The sequence below is a fragment of the Pseudomonas sp. F007 genome (assembly GCF_057814275.1).
In genome coordinates, this window is record NZ_JBVATA010000005.1 from 361,346 (window position 1) to 377,314 (window position 15,969).

The 15,969-nt window shown below is 62.4% G+C and carries 12 protein-coding genes; 9 read left to right on the forward strand and 3 right to left on the reverse strand.

From position 1 onward, the window contains the following. Entirely contained in the window at window positions 1-1,383 is a 1,383-nt protein-coding gene (gene lpdA / locus ACZYR5_RS14455; protein WP_489090643.1) for a dihydrolipoyl dehydrogenase, read from the forward strand. Between the two features lie 236 nt (window positions 1,384-1,619). Next, window positions 1,620-2,639, forward strand: coding sequence for a branched-chain amino acid aminotransferase (locus ACZYR5_RS14460; RefSeq protein ID WP_489090644.1), 1,020 nt, complete (start codon window positions 1,620-1,622; stop codon window positions 2,637-2,639). 55 nt (window positions 2,640-2,694) lie between these two features. On the opposite strand, the gene ACZYR5_RS14465 is transcribed toward ACZYR5_RS14460, so the two are convergent. Next, complete coding sequence (locus tag ACZYR5_RS14465) at window positions 2,695-3,615, reverse strand: LysR substrate-binding domain-containing protein (RefSeq protein WP_489090645.1); 921 nt, start codon at window positions 3,613-3,615, stop codon at window positions 2,695-2,697. A gap of 104 nt (window positions 3,616-3,719) precedes the next feature. Between ACZYR5_RS14465 and ACZYR5_RS14470 the strand changes: the two genes are divergently transcribed. Beyond that, on the forward strand, window positions 3,720-4,328 hold the full coding sequence (locus tag ACZYR5_RS14470) for a LysE family translocator (RefSeq protein ID WP_489090646.1): 609 nt from the start codon (window positions 3,720-3,722) through the stop codon (window positions 4,326-4,328). Window positions 4,329-4,344: 16 nt separating this feature from the next. Here the strand turns inward: ACZYR5_RS14470 and ACZYR5_RS14475 are convergent, their stop codons facing one another. After that, window positions 4,345-4,683, reverse strand: a complete 339-nt coding sequence (locus tag ACZYR5_RS14475; protein WP_489090647.1) for an FKBP-type peptidyl-prolyl cis-trans isomerase — start codon at window positions 4,681-4,683, stop codon at window positions 4,345-4,347. A 147-nt stretch (window positions 4,684-4,830) separates the two neighbouring features. On the opposite strand from ACZYR5_RS14475, the gene ACZYR5_RS14480 reads away from it, so the two are divergent. After that, on the forward strand, window positions 4,831-6,642 hold the full coding sequence (locus ACZYR5_RS14480) for a monovalent cation:proton antiporter-2 (CPA2) family protein (protein ID WP_489090648.1): 1,812 nt from the start codon (window positions 4,831-4,833) through the stop codon (window positions 6,640-6,642). 25 nt (window positions 6,643-6,667) lie between these two features. Then, complete coding sequence (locus ACZYR5_RS14485; RefSeq protein WP_489090649.1) at window positions 6,668-7,768, forward strand: DNA alkylation repair protein; 1,101 nt, start codon at window positions 6,668-6,670, stop codon at window positions 7,766-7,768. Here the strand turns inward: ACZYR5_RS14485 and ACZYR5_RS14490 are convergent. Further along, on the reverse strand, window positions 7,765-8,658 hold the full coding sequence (locus ACZYR5_RS14490) for a LysR family transcriptional regulator (RefSeq protein WP_489090650.1): 894 nt from the start codon (window positions 8,656-8,658) through the stop codon (window positions 7,765-7,767). The two genes, ACZYR5_RS14485 and ACZYR5_RS14490, sit on opposite strands and share 4 nt — an antisense overlap. A 133-nt stretch (window positions 8,659-8,791) precedes the next feature. On the opposite strand from ACZYR5_RS14490, the gene ACZYR5_RS14495 reads away from it, so the two are divergent. From ACZYR5_RS14495 to mgtA, 4 genes are all read left to right on the forward strand, one after another. Then, complete coding sequence (locus ACZYR5_RS14495) at window positions 8,792-10,477, forward strand: GMC family oxidoreductase (protein ID WP_489090651.1); 1,686 nt, start codon at window positions 8,792-8,794, stop codon at window positions 10,475-10,477. 107 nt (window positions 10,478-10,584) lie between these two features. Continuing rightward, the gene (locus ACZYR5_RS14500; protein ID WP_489090652.1) at window positions 10,585-12,207 is read left to right on the forward strand and encodes an MFS transporter; all 1,623 of its coding nucleotides are present in this window, start codon (window positions 10,585-10,587) and stop codon (window positions 12,205-12,207) included. A 451-nt stretch (window positions 12,208-12,658) separates the two neighbouring features. Beyond that, window positions 12,659-12,937: a hypothetical protein gene (locus ACZYR5_RS14505; RefSeq protein ID WP_489090653.1), complete on the forward strand. Its 279-nt coding sequence runs from the start codon at window positions 12,659-12,661 to the stop codon at window positions 12,935-12,937. Window positions 12,938-13,212: 275 nt separating this feature from the next. Beyond that, window positions 13,213-15,924 carry a magnesium-translocating P-type ATPase gene (gene mgtA, locus ACZYR5_RS14510; protein ID WP_489090654.1) on the forward strand — a complete coding sequence of 904 codons (2,712 nt, stop codon included), beginning with the start codon at window positions 13,213-13,215 and terminating at the stop codon, window positions 15,922-15,924. Window positions 15,925-15,969: the final 45 nt, after the last annotated feature.

Below are 15,969 nucleotides of genomic sequence, written 5' to 3' on the forward strand. Positions count from 1 at the left end.
ATGCAGACTCTGAACACCACGCTGCTGATCATTGGCGGCGGTCCTGGCGGCTATGTAGCGGCGATTCGCGCCGGCCAGTTGGGGATCAACACCATCCTGGTCGAAGGCCAGGCGCTGGGCGGTACTTGCCTGAACATTGGCTGCATTCCCTCGAAAGCGCTGATCCATGTCGCCGAACAGTTTCACCAAACCCAGAAGCACAACCAGCATTCGGCGCTGGGCATCACGGTCGGCGCGCCGAGCCTGGACATCGGCAAAAGCGTCGAGTGGAAGGACGGCATCGTTGATCGCCTTACCACCGGCGTCGCCGCCCTGCTGAAAAAGCACAAGGTCCAGGTGATTCACGGCTGGGCGAAGATCGTCGATGGCAAGACCGTCGACGTCGGCGATACGCGGATCCAGTGCGAGCACCTGCTGCTGGCTACCGGTTCGAAAAGCGTCAACCTGCCGATGCTGCCAATCGGTGGACCGATCATCTCTTCTACCGAAGCCCTGGCGCCAAAAAGCCTGCCAAAACGCCTGATCGTGGTCGGCGGCGGCTACATCGGCCTGGAACTGGGGATTGCCTATCGCAAGCTGGGCGCCGAGGTCAGCGTGGTCGAAGCCCAGGAGCGCATCCTGCCGGCCTACGACGCTGAATTGACCCAGCCAGTACAGGAAGAGCTGAAAAAGCTCGGCGTGAAACTTTACTTGAAGCACAGCGTGCAAGGCTTTGATTCACAAGCAAATACTCTGCAAGTTCTGGATCAGAACGGGCACACCTTGAACCTGGAGACCGATCAGGTGCTGGTGGCCGTGGGCCGCAAGCCCAACACCCAGGGCTGGAATCTCGAAGCGTTGAATCTGCAGATGAATGGCGCGGCGATCCAGATCGATAACCGTTGCCAGACCAGCATGCGCAACGTGTACGCCATCGGCGACCTGAGTGGCGAGCCGATGCTCGCCCACCGCGCCATGGCCCAGGGCGAGATGGTCGCGGAGCTGATCAGCGGCAAATCCCGGGAGTTCAACCCGACGGCAATTGCCGCGGTGTGCTTCACCGACCCGGAGCTGGTGGTCGTCGGCAAGACCCCGGACGACGCCAAGGGCGCCGGCCTGGACTGCATCGTCGCGAACTTCCCGTTCGCCGCCAATGGCCGGGCGATGACCCTGGAATCGAAAAGCGGCTTTGTGCGCGTAGTCGCCCGCCGCGACAATCACCTGATTGTCGGCTGGCAAGCGGTAGGCGTCGGGGTTTCGGAATTGTCCACCGCGTTCGCCCAGAGCCTGGAAATGGGTGCGCGCCTGGAAGACATCGCCGGCACCATCCACGCCCACCCGACATTGGGTGAGGCGGTGCAGGAGGCGGCGTTGCGGGCGTTGGGGCATGCGTTGCACATTTGAATCGAGGGTGACCGGGATGACCTCATCGCGAGCAGGCTCGCTCCTACAATGTATTTGCGCTGCCCCCCTGTAGGAGCGAGCCTGCTCGCGATTTCCTGAGGCCAACGCGATTTATCTGCCCGTCATCCGATCGTCCGGGCTGCGTAACACCCCCGGAATGAAGTATTGTTGTGCCCATCCAGAAAAACGTCAGAAGCTTGAGCCACTCAGGCGATTGTTAAGTGATAGAGGGTGTCATGGGTAACGAGAGCATCAATTGGGACACGCTGGGTTTTGACTACATCAAGACTGACAAGCGCTATCTGTCGCACTTTCGCAATGGCGAGTGGGACAAAGGCAGCCTGACCGACGACAACGTGCTGCACATCAGCGAAGGCTCCACCGCCCTGCACTACGGCCAGCAATGCTTCGAAGGCCTGAAGGCCTATCGTTGCAAGGACGGCTCGATCAACCTGTTTCGCCCGGACCAGAACGCCCAGCGCATGCAACGCAGCTGCGCGCGCCTGCTGATGCCGTTCGTCGAGACCGAACAGTTCATCGAAGCCTGCAAGGCCGTGGTTCGCGCCAACGAGCGTTTCATTCCGCCGTACGGCACTGGCGGCGCGCTGTACCTGCGTCCGTTCGTGATCGGCGTCGGTGACAACATCGGCGTGCGCACTGCACCCGAGTTCATCTTCTCGATCTTCGCCATCCCGGTCGGTGCCTACTTCAAGGGCGGCCTGACCCCGCACAACTTCCTGATCTCCACCTTCGACCGTGCCGCTCCCCAGGGCACCGGTGCGGCCAAGGTCGGTGGCAACTATGCCGCCAGCCTGATGCCAGGTTCCGAAGCGAAGAAGGCGAAGTTCGCCGACGCCATCTACCTCGACCCGATGACCCACTCGAAAATCGAGGAAGTCGGTTCGGCCAACTTCTTCGGCATCACCCACGACGACAAGTTCGTCACGCCGAAGTCGCCATCGGTGCTGCCGGGCATCACCCGCCTGTCGCTGATCGAACTGGCGAAATCGCGCCTGGGCCTGGAAGTGGTCGAAGGCGACGTGCTGATCGACAAACTGTCGGACTTCAAGGAAGCCGGTGCCTGCGGTACCGCTGCCGTGATCACGCCGATCGGCGGCATCAGCTACAAAGACCACCTGCACGTGTTCCACAGCGAAACCGAAGTCGGCCCGATCACCCAGAAGCTCTACAAAGAGCTGACCGGCGTGCAGACCGGCGACGTCGAAGCGCCAGCGGGCTGGATCGTCAAGGTCTAAGCAACGCTTGAAACACCGAAAGCCCGCCCCTCGCGTATGCGTCGGGCGGGCTTTTTTATGGCTGCGCGGGTTGCGTTGAACCTTGCCCAACCTGCTCCAGGCAGACCGGCTGGGCCACCAGCCAATCGACGAACACCTGTGCCTGGGCCGACCCCGACCCGGCAACCGCGAAGTAATAGTCCGGCAAGGGCATGCGCAACGCTGGCAGCGGACAGACCAGGCGGCCGCTGGCCAGATGGCTGCCGAGCAATGAGGTCGGACACAAGGCCACGCCCTGCCCCTCAATCGCGGCTTCCAGCACCCGATGCATGTGCTCGAACTGCTGTGTCAGCTGCCCGCTGGGACGGGCCTGCCCCAGAAACATCGCCCAGTTGTGCCAATCCTCACGGCGCGCTTTGGCCGTGAGCAAACGGTGCTGCGCCAGGGCATGGAAATCCGCCAGGCCCTGGCGGGCGAGCAGCGCGGGGGCCGCCACCAACACCAGTTCGTCGGTAAACAGGGGTTGGGCATCAAGGCCGGGCGCCCAGTCATCGCGACCGCGGCGAATCACCACGTCAAAATCATCTCGCGCCTGATCCGGGGCCAGTGTCTGGGTAATCACCTGCGGGGTGATGTGCGGATGGCGTGCGGTGAAATCGTGCAACCGGGGCTCCAGCCACAGCAAGGCAAAGGATGGGCGGACGTTGATCTTCACCGTCGGCCTCGCGGCCTGCTGCTTCAACGCAGCCGCCGCCTGGGCAATCTGCTCGAGACCGGCGCTGACCTGCTGATAAAAGCGCTGACCGGCGGGCGTCAGCAGCGATTGACGCACGCGCCGTTCGAACAGCAGCACACCGAGGTGCTCTTCCAGCAATTTGATATGACGACTGACCGCGCTGTGGCTCACATGCAGCTCTTCGGCCGCCAGGCTGAAGCTCTGGTGGCGCGCGGCAACGGCGAAGGCACGAACGGCATTCAAGGGAGGTAATGGATTCATGTGTCTAATTTAGTCACCTATGCCGTGCATTTAAAGCGTTTGTCAGCGCCTGTGCGTAACGCCACTGTGCCTGCGTCCACTCGCCGTTTTTCAAGGAGCTCATCATGCACAGCTACGGATTGTTTGTATTGTTCGCCACCCTGACCGTCCTCAGCCCAGGACCTGGCGTGCTGCTGACCCTGTCGAATGCCCTGCGCCACGGTTTCACCGGCGCGCTGCCGGGAATCCTCGGCATTGCCTCCGGCGCCTTTGTGGTCGCGGCCATCAGTGCCACCAGCGTCGGGCTGATCCTCAGCACTTCGGCCCAGGCCTTTACCGTATTGAAGTACGCCGGTGCCACTTACCTGCTGTACCTGGGGATCAAAAGCTGGCGTGGTGGCAACTTCAGTGCGCGCCTGCAAGCACGTCCGGCCCGGCCTGGTTATCGGTTCCTCGAGGCCGCGTCGATCCAGTTTCTCAATCCCAAGGCGATCTTCTTCTTCCTCGCCGTGTTTCCGCAATTCATCGACCCTGCACAGGCATTTCGCCCGCAGTTCCTGACCCTGGTCGGTTCGTACGCGGTGGTGGTGATTCTGGTACACAGCGGCTACGCGCTGCTGGCGAATGCCGCCAAAGGCTGGCTGTCGAGCGAAAAAGGCGCCTGGATCGCGGCGAAAGTCTCGGGTGTGACCTTCACCGGATTCGGTCTGTTGATGGCCGCGGCCAGTCGCTGAGCCCGCCGCGTAAATCTCAATCGTCGCGGGTCAGCACTTCCAGCAGTTCAATCTCGAACTTCAGGTTCGAGTTGGGCGGGATGCTGCCCACGCTGCGTTCGCCATAACCCAGGTGCGCCGGCACCCGCAGTTCGCGCTTGCCGCCGACCTGCATGCCGATGATGCCCTGGTCCCAACCCTTGATCACCCGGCCCGTGCCGATCACGCACTGGAACGGCTTGCCGCGACTCCAGGAGGAATCGAACTCGCTGCCGTCCTCCAGCCAACCGCGGTACTGGGTGGTGATCAACGCGCCTTTCACGGCCTCTTTACCCTCGCCCACTGCCAGGTCGATGATCTGTAGTTCTTCGTTCATTGCCGCTCTCGCCTGTCATACGCCTTAATTAATCAGCCGCGATACTTACCGACCCATGCAGTGAATGCAACACGCCGTTACACTGCGCCTCGACGTACACGGAATCCGTTCCGTGCTCAGCCTATACAAGCCCCCCAGGAGTGACCGATGCACGAGGAAGGAAGCCTGTTGCAGGCCGCCGTGGTTTTTCTGTTTGCCGCCGTACTCACGGTACCGCTGGCCAAACGCCTGCAACTGGGTGCCGTGCTTGGCTACCTGCTGGCCGGTGTGATCATCGGCCCGGCGGTGCTCGGCTTGATCGGCAACCCGCAAAGCGTGATGCACATTTCCGAACTGGGCGTGGTGTTGCTGCTGTTCATCATTGGTCTGGAATTGTCGCCGCGACGCCTGTGGGTGATGCGCAAGGCGGTGTTCGGCGTCGGCCTGGCCCAGGTGCTGCTGACCGGCTCATTGATCGGGGTGCTGGCGTTCTACGTGTTTGGCCAGAAGCTCAACAGTGCCATCGTCCTCGGCCTTGGCCTGGCGCTCTCCTCGACCGCCCTCGGCCTGCAGAGCCTGGCCGAGCGCAAGGAGCTGACCAGCCCCCACGGGCGTTTGGCCTTTGCCATCCTGCTGTTCCAGGACATCGCGGCGATCCCGCTGATCGCCATGGTCCCGGCCCTGGCTGGCCGCAGCGACACCACCACGACCGCCGAAGAGATCAACCATGCGCTGCAGGTGTTTGGCAGCATCGCCGTAGTCGTGGTCGGCGGGCGTTATCTGTTGCGCCCGGTGTTTCGCATCGTCGCCAAAAGCGGCTTGCCGGAGGTGTCCACCGCCACCGCCTTGCTGGTGGTGATCGGCACCGCCTGGTTGATGGACGAAGTGGGCGTGTCGATGGCCCTCGGCGCGTTCCTCGCCGGCTTGCTGCTGGCCGACTCCGAGTACCGCCACGAACTGGAAGCGCAGATCGAGCCGTTCAAGGGCCTGCTGCTGGGGCTGTTCTTCATGAGCGTGGGCATGGGCGCCAACCTCGATTTGCTGTTCAGCGCCCCGCTCGCCGTACTGGGCATGACCCTGCTGCTGATCGCCGTGAAATTGCCGCTGCTGTACCTGGTGGGCAGCCTCGCCGGCGGTCTCAACCGCTTGAGCGCCGTGCGCCTGGGGGTGGTGCTGGCCGCCGGCGGCGAGTTCGCCTTTGTGGTGTTCAAGATGGGCCGGGACCATAACCTGTTCGATGCCAGGCTGTATGACATGCAGGTGCTGACCATCACCCTGTCGATGGCGATCACCCCACTATTGATGCTGATGTGCGCCCGCCTGGCGAAAAGCAAAGTCGAGCCGGTAGCCGTGCCGCCGCACCTGCGCGAGATCGACACCGACGCGCCGCGGGTGGTGATTGCCGGCATGGGCCGCATGGGACAGATCGTCGCGCGGATCCTGCGCGCGCAGAAAATCAAATTCGTCGCCCTCGACACCTCCGTGGAGACCATCGAGTTGTCGCGCAGCTTCGGTGGCGTGCCGGTGTTCTACGGCGACCCGATGCGCCCGGAAATCCTCAGCGCGGCCAAGGTCGGCGAGGCGGAGTTCTTCATCATCGCCACCGACGATCCGGAAACCAACATCAAGACCGCCGAGTTGGTGCGCAAGCTCTACCCGCACATGAAGATCATCGCCCGGGCGCGCAACCGTCAGCACGTGCACCGGCTGATGGATCTCGGCGCCGATGCGGTGCGTGAAACCTATTATTCCAGCCTGGAGATGAGCCGTCGCACCCTGCTTGGCCTGGGTCTGAGCCAGGCCCAGGCCGACGCACGGATCAAGCTGTTCAGCCATCACGACGAACAGGTCCTGGAAGCCCAGCACGCGGTCTACGATGACGCGGCCAAGGTGCTGCAAACCGCCCAGGAAGCCCGCGCCGAGCTGGCGCGCCTGTTCGAGGCCGACCAGATCCAGGACGATGCCGGCACACGCCGGTGATCCACCACTTGCCAGGGAGCCCCGCATGAGTGACAGCCCGTCTGCGCCGGCGCTGAAGGAAATCTTCAACGCCGAACGTTTTGCCCATATCGCTCGTGAAGTGCGCGCCGTCTACCCGTCGTTCGATAGCCGGGCGTTTCTTGCCATGGCCAACGACGGCCTGGCGCAACGTTCGGTGATGCAACGCATGGCGCGCACCAGCGAGTGCCTGCACGCCGTGCTGGGCCTGGACTACGAGCAGACCCTGGAAGTGCTCGAGGCACTCGCGCCACGGCTCAACAGTGGTTTCGTCTGCATGTTCCTCGCCGACTACGTGGCGACCTACGGCGCTCATGACTTCGCCCGCTCGATGGAAGCTCTGAAGTACTTCACCCGCTTTGGCTCTTCCGAGTTTGCCGTCCGGCATTTTCTGCGCAGCGATTTGCAGCGCGGCCTGGCGCTGATGCATGAATGGTCGCTGGACGATAACGAGCATGTTCGTCGCCTGGCCAGTGAAGGCAGCCGGCCGCGCCTACCGTGGTCGTTTCGTCTCGAAGCGGTGCAGGCCGATCCGTCGTTGGCAGCAGCGATCCTCGACAACCTCAAGCGCGACAGCAGCCTGTACGTGCGCAAATCGGTGGCCAACCACCTCAACGACATCACCAAGGACCATCCGGCCTGGGCCCTCGACGTTATCGAAGGCTGGTCACTGGACGATCCGCGCACCGCCTGGATCGCCAAGCACGCGCTGCGCAGCCTGATCAAACAGGGCGATCTGCGGGCGCTGACCATCATCGGCGCCGGGGCCAAGCCGCAAGTGCAGATCCACCGGCTCAAGGTCGAACCGGCGGTGATCAGCCTCGGCCAGGGCATCACCCTGTCCTTCGAACTGCAGTCCACCGCCGACCAGGACCAGCGCCTGGTAGTGGATTACGCCATCGAGTACGTCAAGGCTTCCGGCGCGACTTCGGCCAAGGTATTCAAGCTCAAGGGCCTGGCCCTGCCCGCCCATGCCCGCCAGCGTCTGAGTCGCGCCCAGCAGATTCGCGACATGACTACCCGCAAGCACTACGCCGGCAGCCATGCGGTGCACATCATGGTCAATGGCGAGCGACTGGCGAGCACCGCCTTCGAAATCCGCGACTAAAGGTCCGGCCCGAGCAAAAGCGCCTGTTCCTGGTCACACAGCTGCACAACGTAATCCCAGAGCAGGCGCAGGCGCACCGACTTGTGCAACTCGCGCCGGGTGCTCATCCAGTAACTGCGCTGGATGCGCTCGGCAGGGAGCAACGGCAGCAACTGCGGGTCGGCGCTGGCCAGGTAGCACGGCAGCACCGCGATGCCCAGGCCGGAACGTGCCGCCTGTTGCTGGGCGATCACGCTGGTGCTGTGGAACACCACCCGGGGGTTGCGGCAGAAGCTGTTGAGGAACATCAGCTCCTGGCTGTACAGCAGGTCATCGACATAGCCGATCCAGGCGTGCTGGCCGAGGTCTTCGCGACTGCGCAGGGGCGGCGCACGGTCGAGATAGTCCTGGCTGGCGTACAGCGCCAGGCGGTAATCGGTGAGTTTGCGGGTCACCAGCATGTCCGCCGCCGGGCGCTCCAGGTGGATGCTGATTTCCGCTTCGCGGTTGAGGATGCTGACAAAGCGCGGCACCGCCACCAACTCCACCTCCAGCCCCGGGTAACGCTCGAACAGCCCCCTCATCCGGCTGGCAAGGAACATGGTGCCCAAGCCCTCCGTGACCCCGAGGCGAATCTTGCCCAGGGGCGCGCTCGACTGAGTGATTTCCTCCTGAGCCAACAAGGCCACGTTCTCCATGGCCTCGGCGTGTTTAAGCAGGGCTTCGCCGGCCGGCGTCAGTTGATAACCCTGGGCGTGCTGGACGAACAACGCGGTGCCGAGGCTCTGTTCGATCGCCTCGATGTGCCGTGCCACCGTGGCGTGGGTGGTTTTCAGGCGCTTGGCGGCGGTCAGCAGGCGTCCGCTGCGCTGCAATTCGAGAAAAAACCGCAGGTCATTCCAGTCGAACATGGACCGTCCTTGTGTCACGTCTGAGGGTGATTGTTTATAAACGCACAATGGCTGCGCAAAAACTAACATTCTTTTGTCGAAAGCTAACAACTAGGATCAAGCGCAATAAGAACAACAAGCAGTGAGGTCACGGATGCAACCTGCCGTTGATGGATACGATTACATCGTGGTCGGCGCCGGTCCCGCCGGCTGCCTGTTGGCCAACCGGCTCAGCGCCAACCCGCAGCACCGGGTGCTGCTGCTCGAGGCCGGTGGCCGCGACAACTATCCGTGGATTCACATCCCGGTCGGCTACCTGTTTTGCATCGGCAACCCGCGCACCGACTGGTGCTTCAAGACCGAGGCGCAGGACGGCCTGCAGGGCCGCAGCCTGAGCTACCCACGGGGCAAGGTGCTCGGCGGCAGCTCGTCGATCAACGGCATGATCTACATGCGCGGCCAGGCCGGCGACTATGATCGCTGGGCTGCCGACGGCAACCCGGGCTGGAGCTGGAACGAGGTACTGCCACTGTTCCGCCAGAGCGAAAACCATTTTGCCGGTGACTCGGAGTTTCACAGTGCTGGCGGCGAATGGCGGGTCGAACGCCAGCGCCTGTCGTGGCCGATTCTCGATGCCTTCCGCACCGCCGCCGAACAGAGCGGCATCGCCAGCATCGATGACTTCAACCGCGGCGACAATGAAGGCTGCGGTTATTTCCAGGTCAACCAGAAAGCCGGGGTGCGCTGGAACGCCGCCAAGGCCTTTCTCAAACCGGCGGCCCAGCGCCCCAACCTGACCGTGCTGACCGGGGTCGAGGTTGACCGGGTGCTGCTGGAAAACGGTCGGGCGAGCAAGGTGGTGGCGCGCTGGCAAGGCCAGTCGCAGCACTTCAGTGCGCGCCGGGAAATTATTCTCAGCGCTGGCTCCGTCGGTTCACCGGGAATTCTCCAACGCTCCGGTATCGGCCCTGTCGACCTGCTCAAGCGCCTGGGAATTAATGTTGTGCATCCCCTCAACGGCGTCGGCGGCAACCTGCAGGATCACCTGCAACTGCGGCTGATCTACCAACTGGAAAATGCCCGCACCCTGAACCAGATCGCCGGCAGCCTGTGGGGCAAGATGGGCATGGGCCTGCACTACCTGTATGACCGCAGCGGCCCGCTATCGATGGCCCCCAGCCAACTTGGCGCCTTTGCCCGCTCCGGCCCCGAGCAGACCTCGGCGAACCTCGAGTTTCACGTGCAGCCGCTGTCCCTGGAGCGCTTCGGTGAGCCGTTGCATGCCTTCCCGGCGTTCACCGCCTCGGTCTGCGACCTGCGTCCGCACAGCCGTGGGCGAATCGACATCCGCTCGGCCGATCCGCAGCAGGCGCCGTTGATCCAGCCCAATTACCTGAGCCATCCCGAGGACCTGCGCGTCGCCGCCGACGCCATCCGCCTGACCCGGCGCATCGTTGCCGCCCCCGCGCTGCAGCCGTTCAAGCCAGTGGAGTACCTGCCGGGCGCTGCCTTGCAAACCGAAGAACAGCTGCACGAAGCTGCCGCGCGAATTGGCACCACCATCTTCCATCCGGTGGGCACCTGCCGCATGGGCCAGGACGCCGATGCCGTGGTCGACGCCCAGTTGCGGGTCCACGGCATCCCCGGCCTGCGCATCGCCGACGCCTCGATCATGCCGCACATCACCTCGGGCAACACCTGCTCGCCGACGCTGATGATCGCCGAAAAAGCCGCCCAACTGATTCTCGCCACACCGGCTGCAACCACCACCTCTGTAGGAGCGAGCTCGCTCCGGGCGGCGTTCAGACGAAAAACGTCAACGATAACGCGTCCATTTTGAAGGAACGCGGCGCCCTTGAGTTCTTCGCGAGCAAGCTCGCTCCTACAAAGAGAAAGAACACGCAACACCAGTGAAACAACAATAAATACACACTGTGAGGGAACGATATGTCAGAGCACGCGCAAGCTGTCGCCGGGACACTCAGCACCGGCACCAGCAAGGAAACCCAGAAAGTCATCTTCGCCTCCTCCCTGGGGACGGTGTTCGAGTGGTATGACTTTTTTCTCTACGGCGCCCTCGCGGCGGTGATCAGCAAGCAGTTCTTCGCCGGGGTCAACGACACCACGGCCTTCATCTTCGCCCTGATGGCGTTCGCCGCCGGCTTTGTCGTGCGGCCCTTCGGCGCGCTGGTGTTCGGCCGCCTTGGCGACATGATCGGGCGCAAATACACCTTCCTCGCCACCATCATCCTGATGGGCGTGGCAACCTTCGCCGTTGGCCTGCTGCCGACCTATGCCAGCATCGGCATCGCCGCGCCGATCATCCTGGTGGTGCTGCGCATGCTCCAGGGCCTGGCCCTGGGTGGCGAATACGGCGGCGCCGCGACCTACGTCGCCGAACACGCGCCGATTGGCAAGCGCGGCTTCCACACCAGCTGGATTCAATCCACCGCGACCCTCGGGCTGTTGCTGTCCCTGCTGGTGGTGCTCGGCTGCCGTTACTTCACCGGTGACCAGTTCGAGGTCTGGGGCTGGCGCATCCCGTTCCTGCTGTCGATCGTGCTGCTGGGCATTTCCACCTGGATCCGCCTGAGCCTGCATGAGTCGCCGGCGTTCCTGAAAATGAAAGAGGAAGGCAAGTCCTGCAAAGCGCCGATCCGCGAGTCCTTCGGCAATTGGCAGAACCTCAAGGTGGTGCTGATCGCCCTGTTCAGCATCAATGCCGGGCAAGCCGTGACCTTCTACGCGGCGCAGTTCTACGTGCTGTTTTTCCTCACCCAGTTCCTCAAGATGGACCCGGCCCTGGCCAACACCCTGCTGATTGTCAGCGTGGTGATCGGCGCGCCGTTCTTCATCTTCTTTGGCTGGCTGTCCGACCGGGTCGGGCGCAAGCCGATCCTGATGCTCGGCCTGCTGCTGGCCACCGTGCTGTACTTCCCGATCTTCAAAGCCCTGGCCCACTACGCCAACCCGGCCATCGACCGCGCCAGCCAACAGGCGCCGATCAGCGTGCTGGCCGACCCGGCCACCTGCACCTTCCAGTTCGACCCGGTGGGCAAGGCGCGCTTCGACAGCCCATGCGACAAGGTCAAGACCTTCCTGGTCAAGCAGGGCCTGCCGTACAGCAGTGTTGCCGCGCCGGCCGGCAGCGGCGTACAGGTGAGCATCGGCGAGATCAAAATCGACGGCTACGACGAAGCCGCCTTGCGCGGTGCGGTGACCCTGGCCGGCTATCCACAGGCTGCTGACGCCCAGCAAGTGAACAAAGCGATGATCGTTGCCCTGATCGTCGCGCTGATCATCATTTCCGCCATGTGCTACGGCCCCCTGGCGGCGCTGATGGTCGAACTGTTCCCGACGCGCATCCGCTACACCTCGATGTCCCTGCCCTACCACATCGGCAATGGCTGGTTCGGCGGCTTCCTGCCCACCGTGTCCTTTGCCCTGGTGGTGTACACCGGCGATATCTTCTACGGCCTGTGGTACCCGGTGCTGATCACGTCAGTGAGCCTGGTGGTGGGCATGTTGTGTTTGCGTGAGACCAAGGATGTCGATCTGGAGAAAAACTGAAGTGCATTGAACTGTAGGAGCGAGCCTGCTCGCGATGGTAGACCAGACAGCGCGTACATTCAGTCAATGCGCGTAATCGTTGGCGACCATCGCGAGCAGGCTCGCTCCTACAATTAACCTCCACATCTGTCATATAACGGTCACATACACGGAACAACTTTCAGAAATCTTTTGTTACCTGTCTAGAAGCCAAACAAAACCCATTAAAGGTTTGACTCCATAAACCCGCCTGAGTACATTGCGCGGGTTGGCCAGCCCAACCTCTTTTCAACTGAATAAAGAACTCAATGGACACAGTATCTAGACGCGGCCCGGCGCTTGCCAACAGGCAAGGCCGGGCTTCAATACAAGCAACTGACGGGACCCCAGGTTCCGGTCAGGCACGCCGCGCCAGAGCCTGAGCTCCGACGTGACCTGCCCGCCCGGCGCCAGTCCGGTCGCGAGGCATGTCATGTATTTCATCAACACGCTGATCCCAGGATTGCGCGCCTTGAGCAAGGCGCTGCCAATCAAGTTGTGCCGCGAGCCGACAGTGCTTGCGCGCTCGCAGCAGCCCTCTTCTTCCATGTGCCTGCAGCCTCGCCTGCGGGCCCATTGGCGCATCTGTCCCAGCAGCAGGCAACTGCAGCAATGCTGGGCGGTCGATGCCCGTCTGGAACCCCCGAGTCGATACTTCGCGCCGCTGATACAACAGCTCGGCCTGTGTTTCGGCGCGCGCACTTTCAGTTGAACTGAAAGTTTCATCAACGCATTAAAACAGCGAACTCCTTATTCAGATGTTCGGCAACTTTCTATTGCCTGCAAAAAGCGAGAAACACTATGGACGACGACAGTAGACGGTTCGCTACCTACCCCATTTACGTGGATAGGCAGCGAACGTTAAACACCCGACCACCACACTTCCCTGAATCGAACGCCGGTTTGCGCTTCGCCATGACTTCGCTCGTCTTTAATTAGTCGGGAGCTGCCGTGCCGTGCCGCAAGCCTGCGGCAGGAGCACTCGACATGAGCACTGTAAAAAACCGCAAGACCCCGCTACAGGGCGCCAGCAACGACGAGCAAAAACTGTCGATGCGTGCAGCCCGCGAAGCGCGCAACGGCCTGGACGTGACCCTGGCCAACGTCAAGTCCAGCAGCGTCGGCCTGACCGAACTCGACGCCGAAGGTCGCCTGCTGCGCGAAGGCTACAACGAGGTGGCCCACGACAAGCCGCCCCATGCCCTGGTCCAGGTGCTGAAAGCCTTCAACAACCCCTTCATCTATGTGCTGATGACCCTGACCCTGATCAGTTTCATCACCGATTTCTGGATGCCCTTGCAGGCAGGTGAAGAAACCGACCTGACCGGCGTGATCATCGTTCTGGTGATGGTCCTGGCCAGCGGCCTGATGCGGTTCTGGCAGGAATACCGCTCCGGCAAATCCGCCGAAGCCCTGAAATCCATGGTCCGTACCACCGCCACCGTGCTGCGCCGCGAGCAACTGGGCAGTACCCCGACCCTGCGTGAAGTGCCGATGCGCGAACTGGTGGCCGGCGACATCGTGCAGTTGTCCGCCGGTGACATGATCCCGGCCGACATTCGCCTGATCGAGTCCCGCGACCTGTTCATCAGCCAGGCGGTGCTCACCGGCGAAGCGCTGCCGGTCGAGAAGTACGACACCTTGGGCAATGTCGCGCAGAAATCCGCTACTGCCGCTGCCGACCAATCCAACCTGCTCGACCTCTCCAACATCTGCTTCATGGGCACCAACGTGGTCAGCGGCACCGCCCGCGCCGTGGTGGTCGCCACCGGGCCGCGGACCTACTTCGGCTCGCTGGCCAAGGCGATCGTCGGTTCGCGCACGCAAACCGCCTTCGACCGCGGGGTCAACAGCGTCAGTTGGCTGCTGATTCGCTTCATGCTGGTGATGGTGCCGGTGGTGCTGCTGATCAACGGCTTTACCAAGGGAGACTGGGGCGACGCCTTCATGTTCGCCCTCGCCGTGGCTGTCGGCCTGACCCCGGAGATGCTGCCGATGATCGTCAGTGCCAACCTGGCCAAGGGCGCAGTGGCCATGGCCAAGCGCAAAGTGGTGGTCAAGCGCCTGAACGCGATCCAGAACTTCGGTTCGATGGACGTGCTGTGCACCGACAAGACCGGCACCCTGACCCAGGACAAGATCATTCTCGAGCATCACATCGACGTCGACGGCAAGCGCGATGATGCCATCCTCGAACTGGCCTGGCTCAACAGCTATCACCAGAGCGGCATGAAAAACCTGATGGATCAGGCTGTGGTGCAGTTTGCCGAGCAAAACCGCACCTTCAAGAAACCCTTCGCCTACAGCAAAGTCGATGAGCTGCCCTTTGATTTCATCCGCCGGCGCTTGTCGATCATCGTCAAGGACAACAACGATGACCACCTGCTGGTGTGCAAGGGCGCGGTCGAGGAGATGCTCGGCATTGCCAGCCACATCTATGAGGACGGTGTGGTGGTGACCCTCGACGATCCACGTCGCGCGCAACTGTTGAAGCTGGCCAGCGAGTACAACGAAGACGGCTTCCGCGTGTTGCTGATCGCTACCCGCAAAATCCCGCGCAACCAGAGCAAGGCGCAGTACACCGCCAGCGACGAGCATGACCTGGTGATTCGCGGCTTCCTGACCTTCCTTGATCCACCGAAGGAAACTGCCGGGCCGGCCTTGGCCGCGCTGCGTGACATGGGGGTCAACGTCAAGGTGCTGACCGGCGACAACGCGGTGGTCACCAGCAAGATCTGCCGTGAAGTCGGCCTGGAGCCCGGCACTCCGCTGCTCGGCCCCGAGATCGAACGCATGGACGAGCAGACCCTGCGCCAGCAGGTCGAGGAGCGCAGCGTATTCGCCAAGCTCACACCGCTGCAGAAGTCGCGGGTGATCAAGGCACTGCAAGCCAACGGCCACACCGTCGGCTTCCTCGGTGACGGAATCAACGACGCCCCGGCCCTGCGCGATGCCGACGTGGGCATCTCGGTGGACAGCGGCACTGACATCGCCAAGGAATCGGCGGACATCATCCTCCTGGAAAAGAGCCTGATGGTGCTCGAAGAAGGCGTGCTGAAAGGCCGCGAAACCTTCGGCAACATCATGAAGTACCTGAACATGACCGCCAGCTCCAACTTCGGCAACGTGTTCTCGGTGCTGGTGGCCAGCGCCTTCATTCCGTTCCTGCCGATGCTGGCGATCCACCTGCTGCTGCAGAACCTGATGTACGACATCTCCCAGCTGGCCCTGCCGTGGGACAGGATGGACAAGGAGTACCTGAGCAAACCACGCAAGTGGGACGCGAAGAACATCGGCCGCTTCATGCTGTGGATCGGCCCGACTTCGTCGATCTTCGACATCACCACCTTTGCCCTGATGTGGTACGTGTTCTCGGCCAACAGCGTGGAAATGCAGACCCTGTTCCAGTCCGGCTGGTTCATCGAAGGGCTGCTGTCGCAGACCCTGGTGGTGCACATGCTGCGTACCCAGAAAATCCCGTTCTTCCAGAGCACTGCGGCACTGCCGGTGATCCTGATGACCGGCATGGTGATGGCCGTGGGCATCTACATCCCGTTCTCGCCACTGGGCAACCTGGTTGGCCTGGAGCCGCTACCGTGGTCCTACTTCCCATGGCTGGTGGGCACCCTGCTGAGCTACTGCGTGGTCGCGCAACTGATGAAGACTCTCTACATCCGTCGCTTCAAGCAATGGTACTGAGTGCCTGAGCCGACCCTGCAACGCACGGCCACCACGCTGGGGCGT

What these genes read in the sequence shown, in the direction of transcription:
- ACZYR5_RS14490 (WP_489090650.1), bottom strand. Translation starts at nt 8,658, where the DNA reads ATGTTCGACTGGAATGACCTGCGGTTTTTTCTCGAATTGCAGCGCAGC.
- lpdA (WP_489090643.1), top strand. Translation starts at nt 1, where the DNA reads ATGCAGACTCTGAACACCACGCTGCTGATCATTGGCGGCGGTCCTGGC.
- ACZYR5_RS14495 (WP_489090651.1), top strand. Translation starts at nt 8,792, where the DNA reads ATGCAACCTGCCGTTGATGGATACGATTACATCGTGGTCGGCGCCGGT.
- ACZYR5_RS14470 (WP_489090646.1), top strand. Translation starts at nt 3,720, where the DNA reads ATGCACAGCTACGGATTGTTTGTATTGTTCGCCACCCTGACCGTCCTC.
- ACZYR5_RS14475 (WP_489090647.1), bottom strand. Translation starts at nt 4,683, where the DNA reads ATGAACGAAGAACTACAGATCATCGACCTGGCAGTGGGCGAGGGTAAA.
- ACZYR5_RS14485 (WP_489090649.1), top strand. Translation starts at nt 6,668, where the DNA reads ATGAGTGACAGCCCGTCTGCGCCGGCGCTGAAGGAAATCTTCAACGCC.
- ACZYR5_RS14500 (WP_489090652.1), top strand. Translation starts at nt 10,585, where the DNA reads ATGTCAGAGCACGCGCAAGCTGTCGCCGGGACACTCAGCACCGGCACC.
- ACZYR5_RS14460 (WP_489090644.1), top strand. Translation starts at nt 1,620, where the DNA reads ATGGGTAACGAGAGCATCAATTGGGACACGCTGGGTTTTGACTACATC.
- ACZYR5_RS14465 (WP_489090645.1), bottom strand. Translation starts at nt 3,615, where the DNA reads ATGAATCCATTACCTCCCTTGAATGCCGTTCGTGCCTTCGCCGTTGCC.
- ACZYR5_RS14480 (WP_489090648.1), top strand. Translation starts at nt 4,831, where the DNA reads ATGCACGAGGAAGGAAGCCTGTTGCAGGCCGCCGTGGTTTTTCTGTTT.
- mgtA (WP_489090654.1), top strand. Translation starts at nt 13,213, where the DNA reads ATGAGCACTGTAAAAAACCGCAAGACCCCGCTACAGGGCGCCAGCAAC.
- ACZYR5_RS14505 (WP_489090653.1), top strand. Translation starts at nt 12,659, where the DNA reads ATGTATTTCATCAACACGCTGATCCCAGGATTGCGCGCCTTGAGCAAG.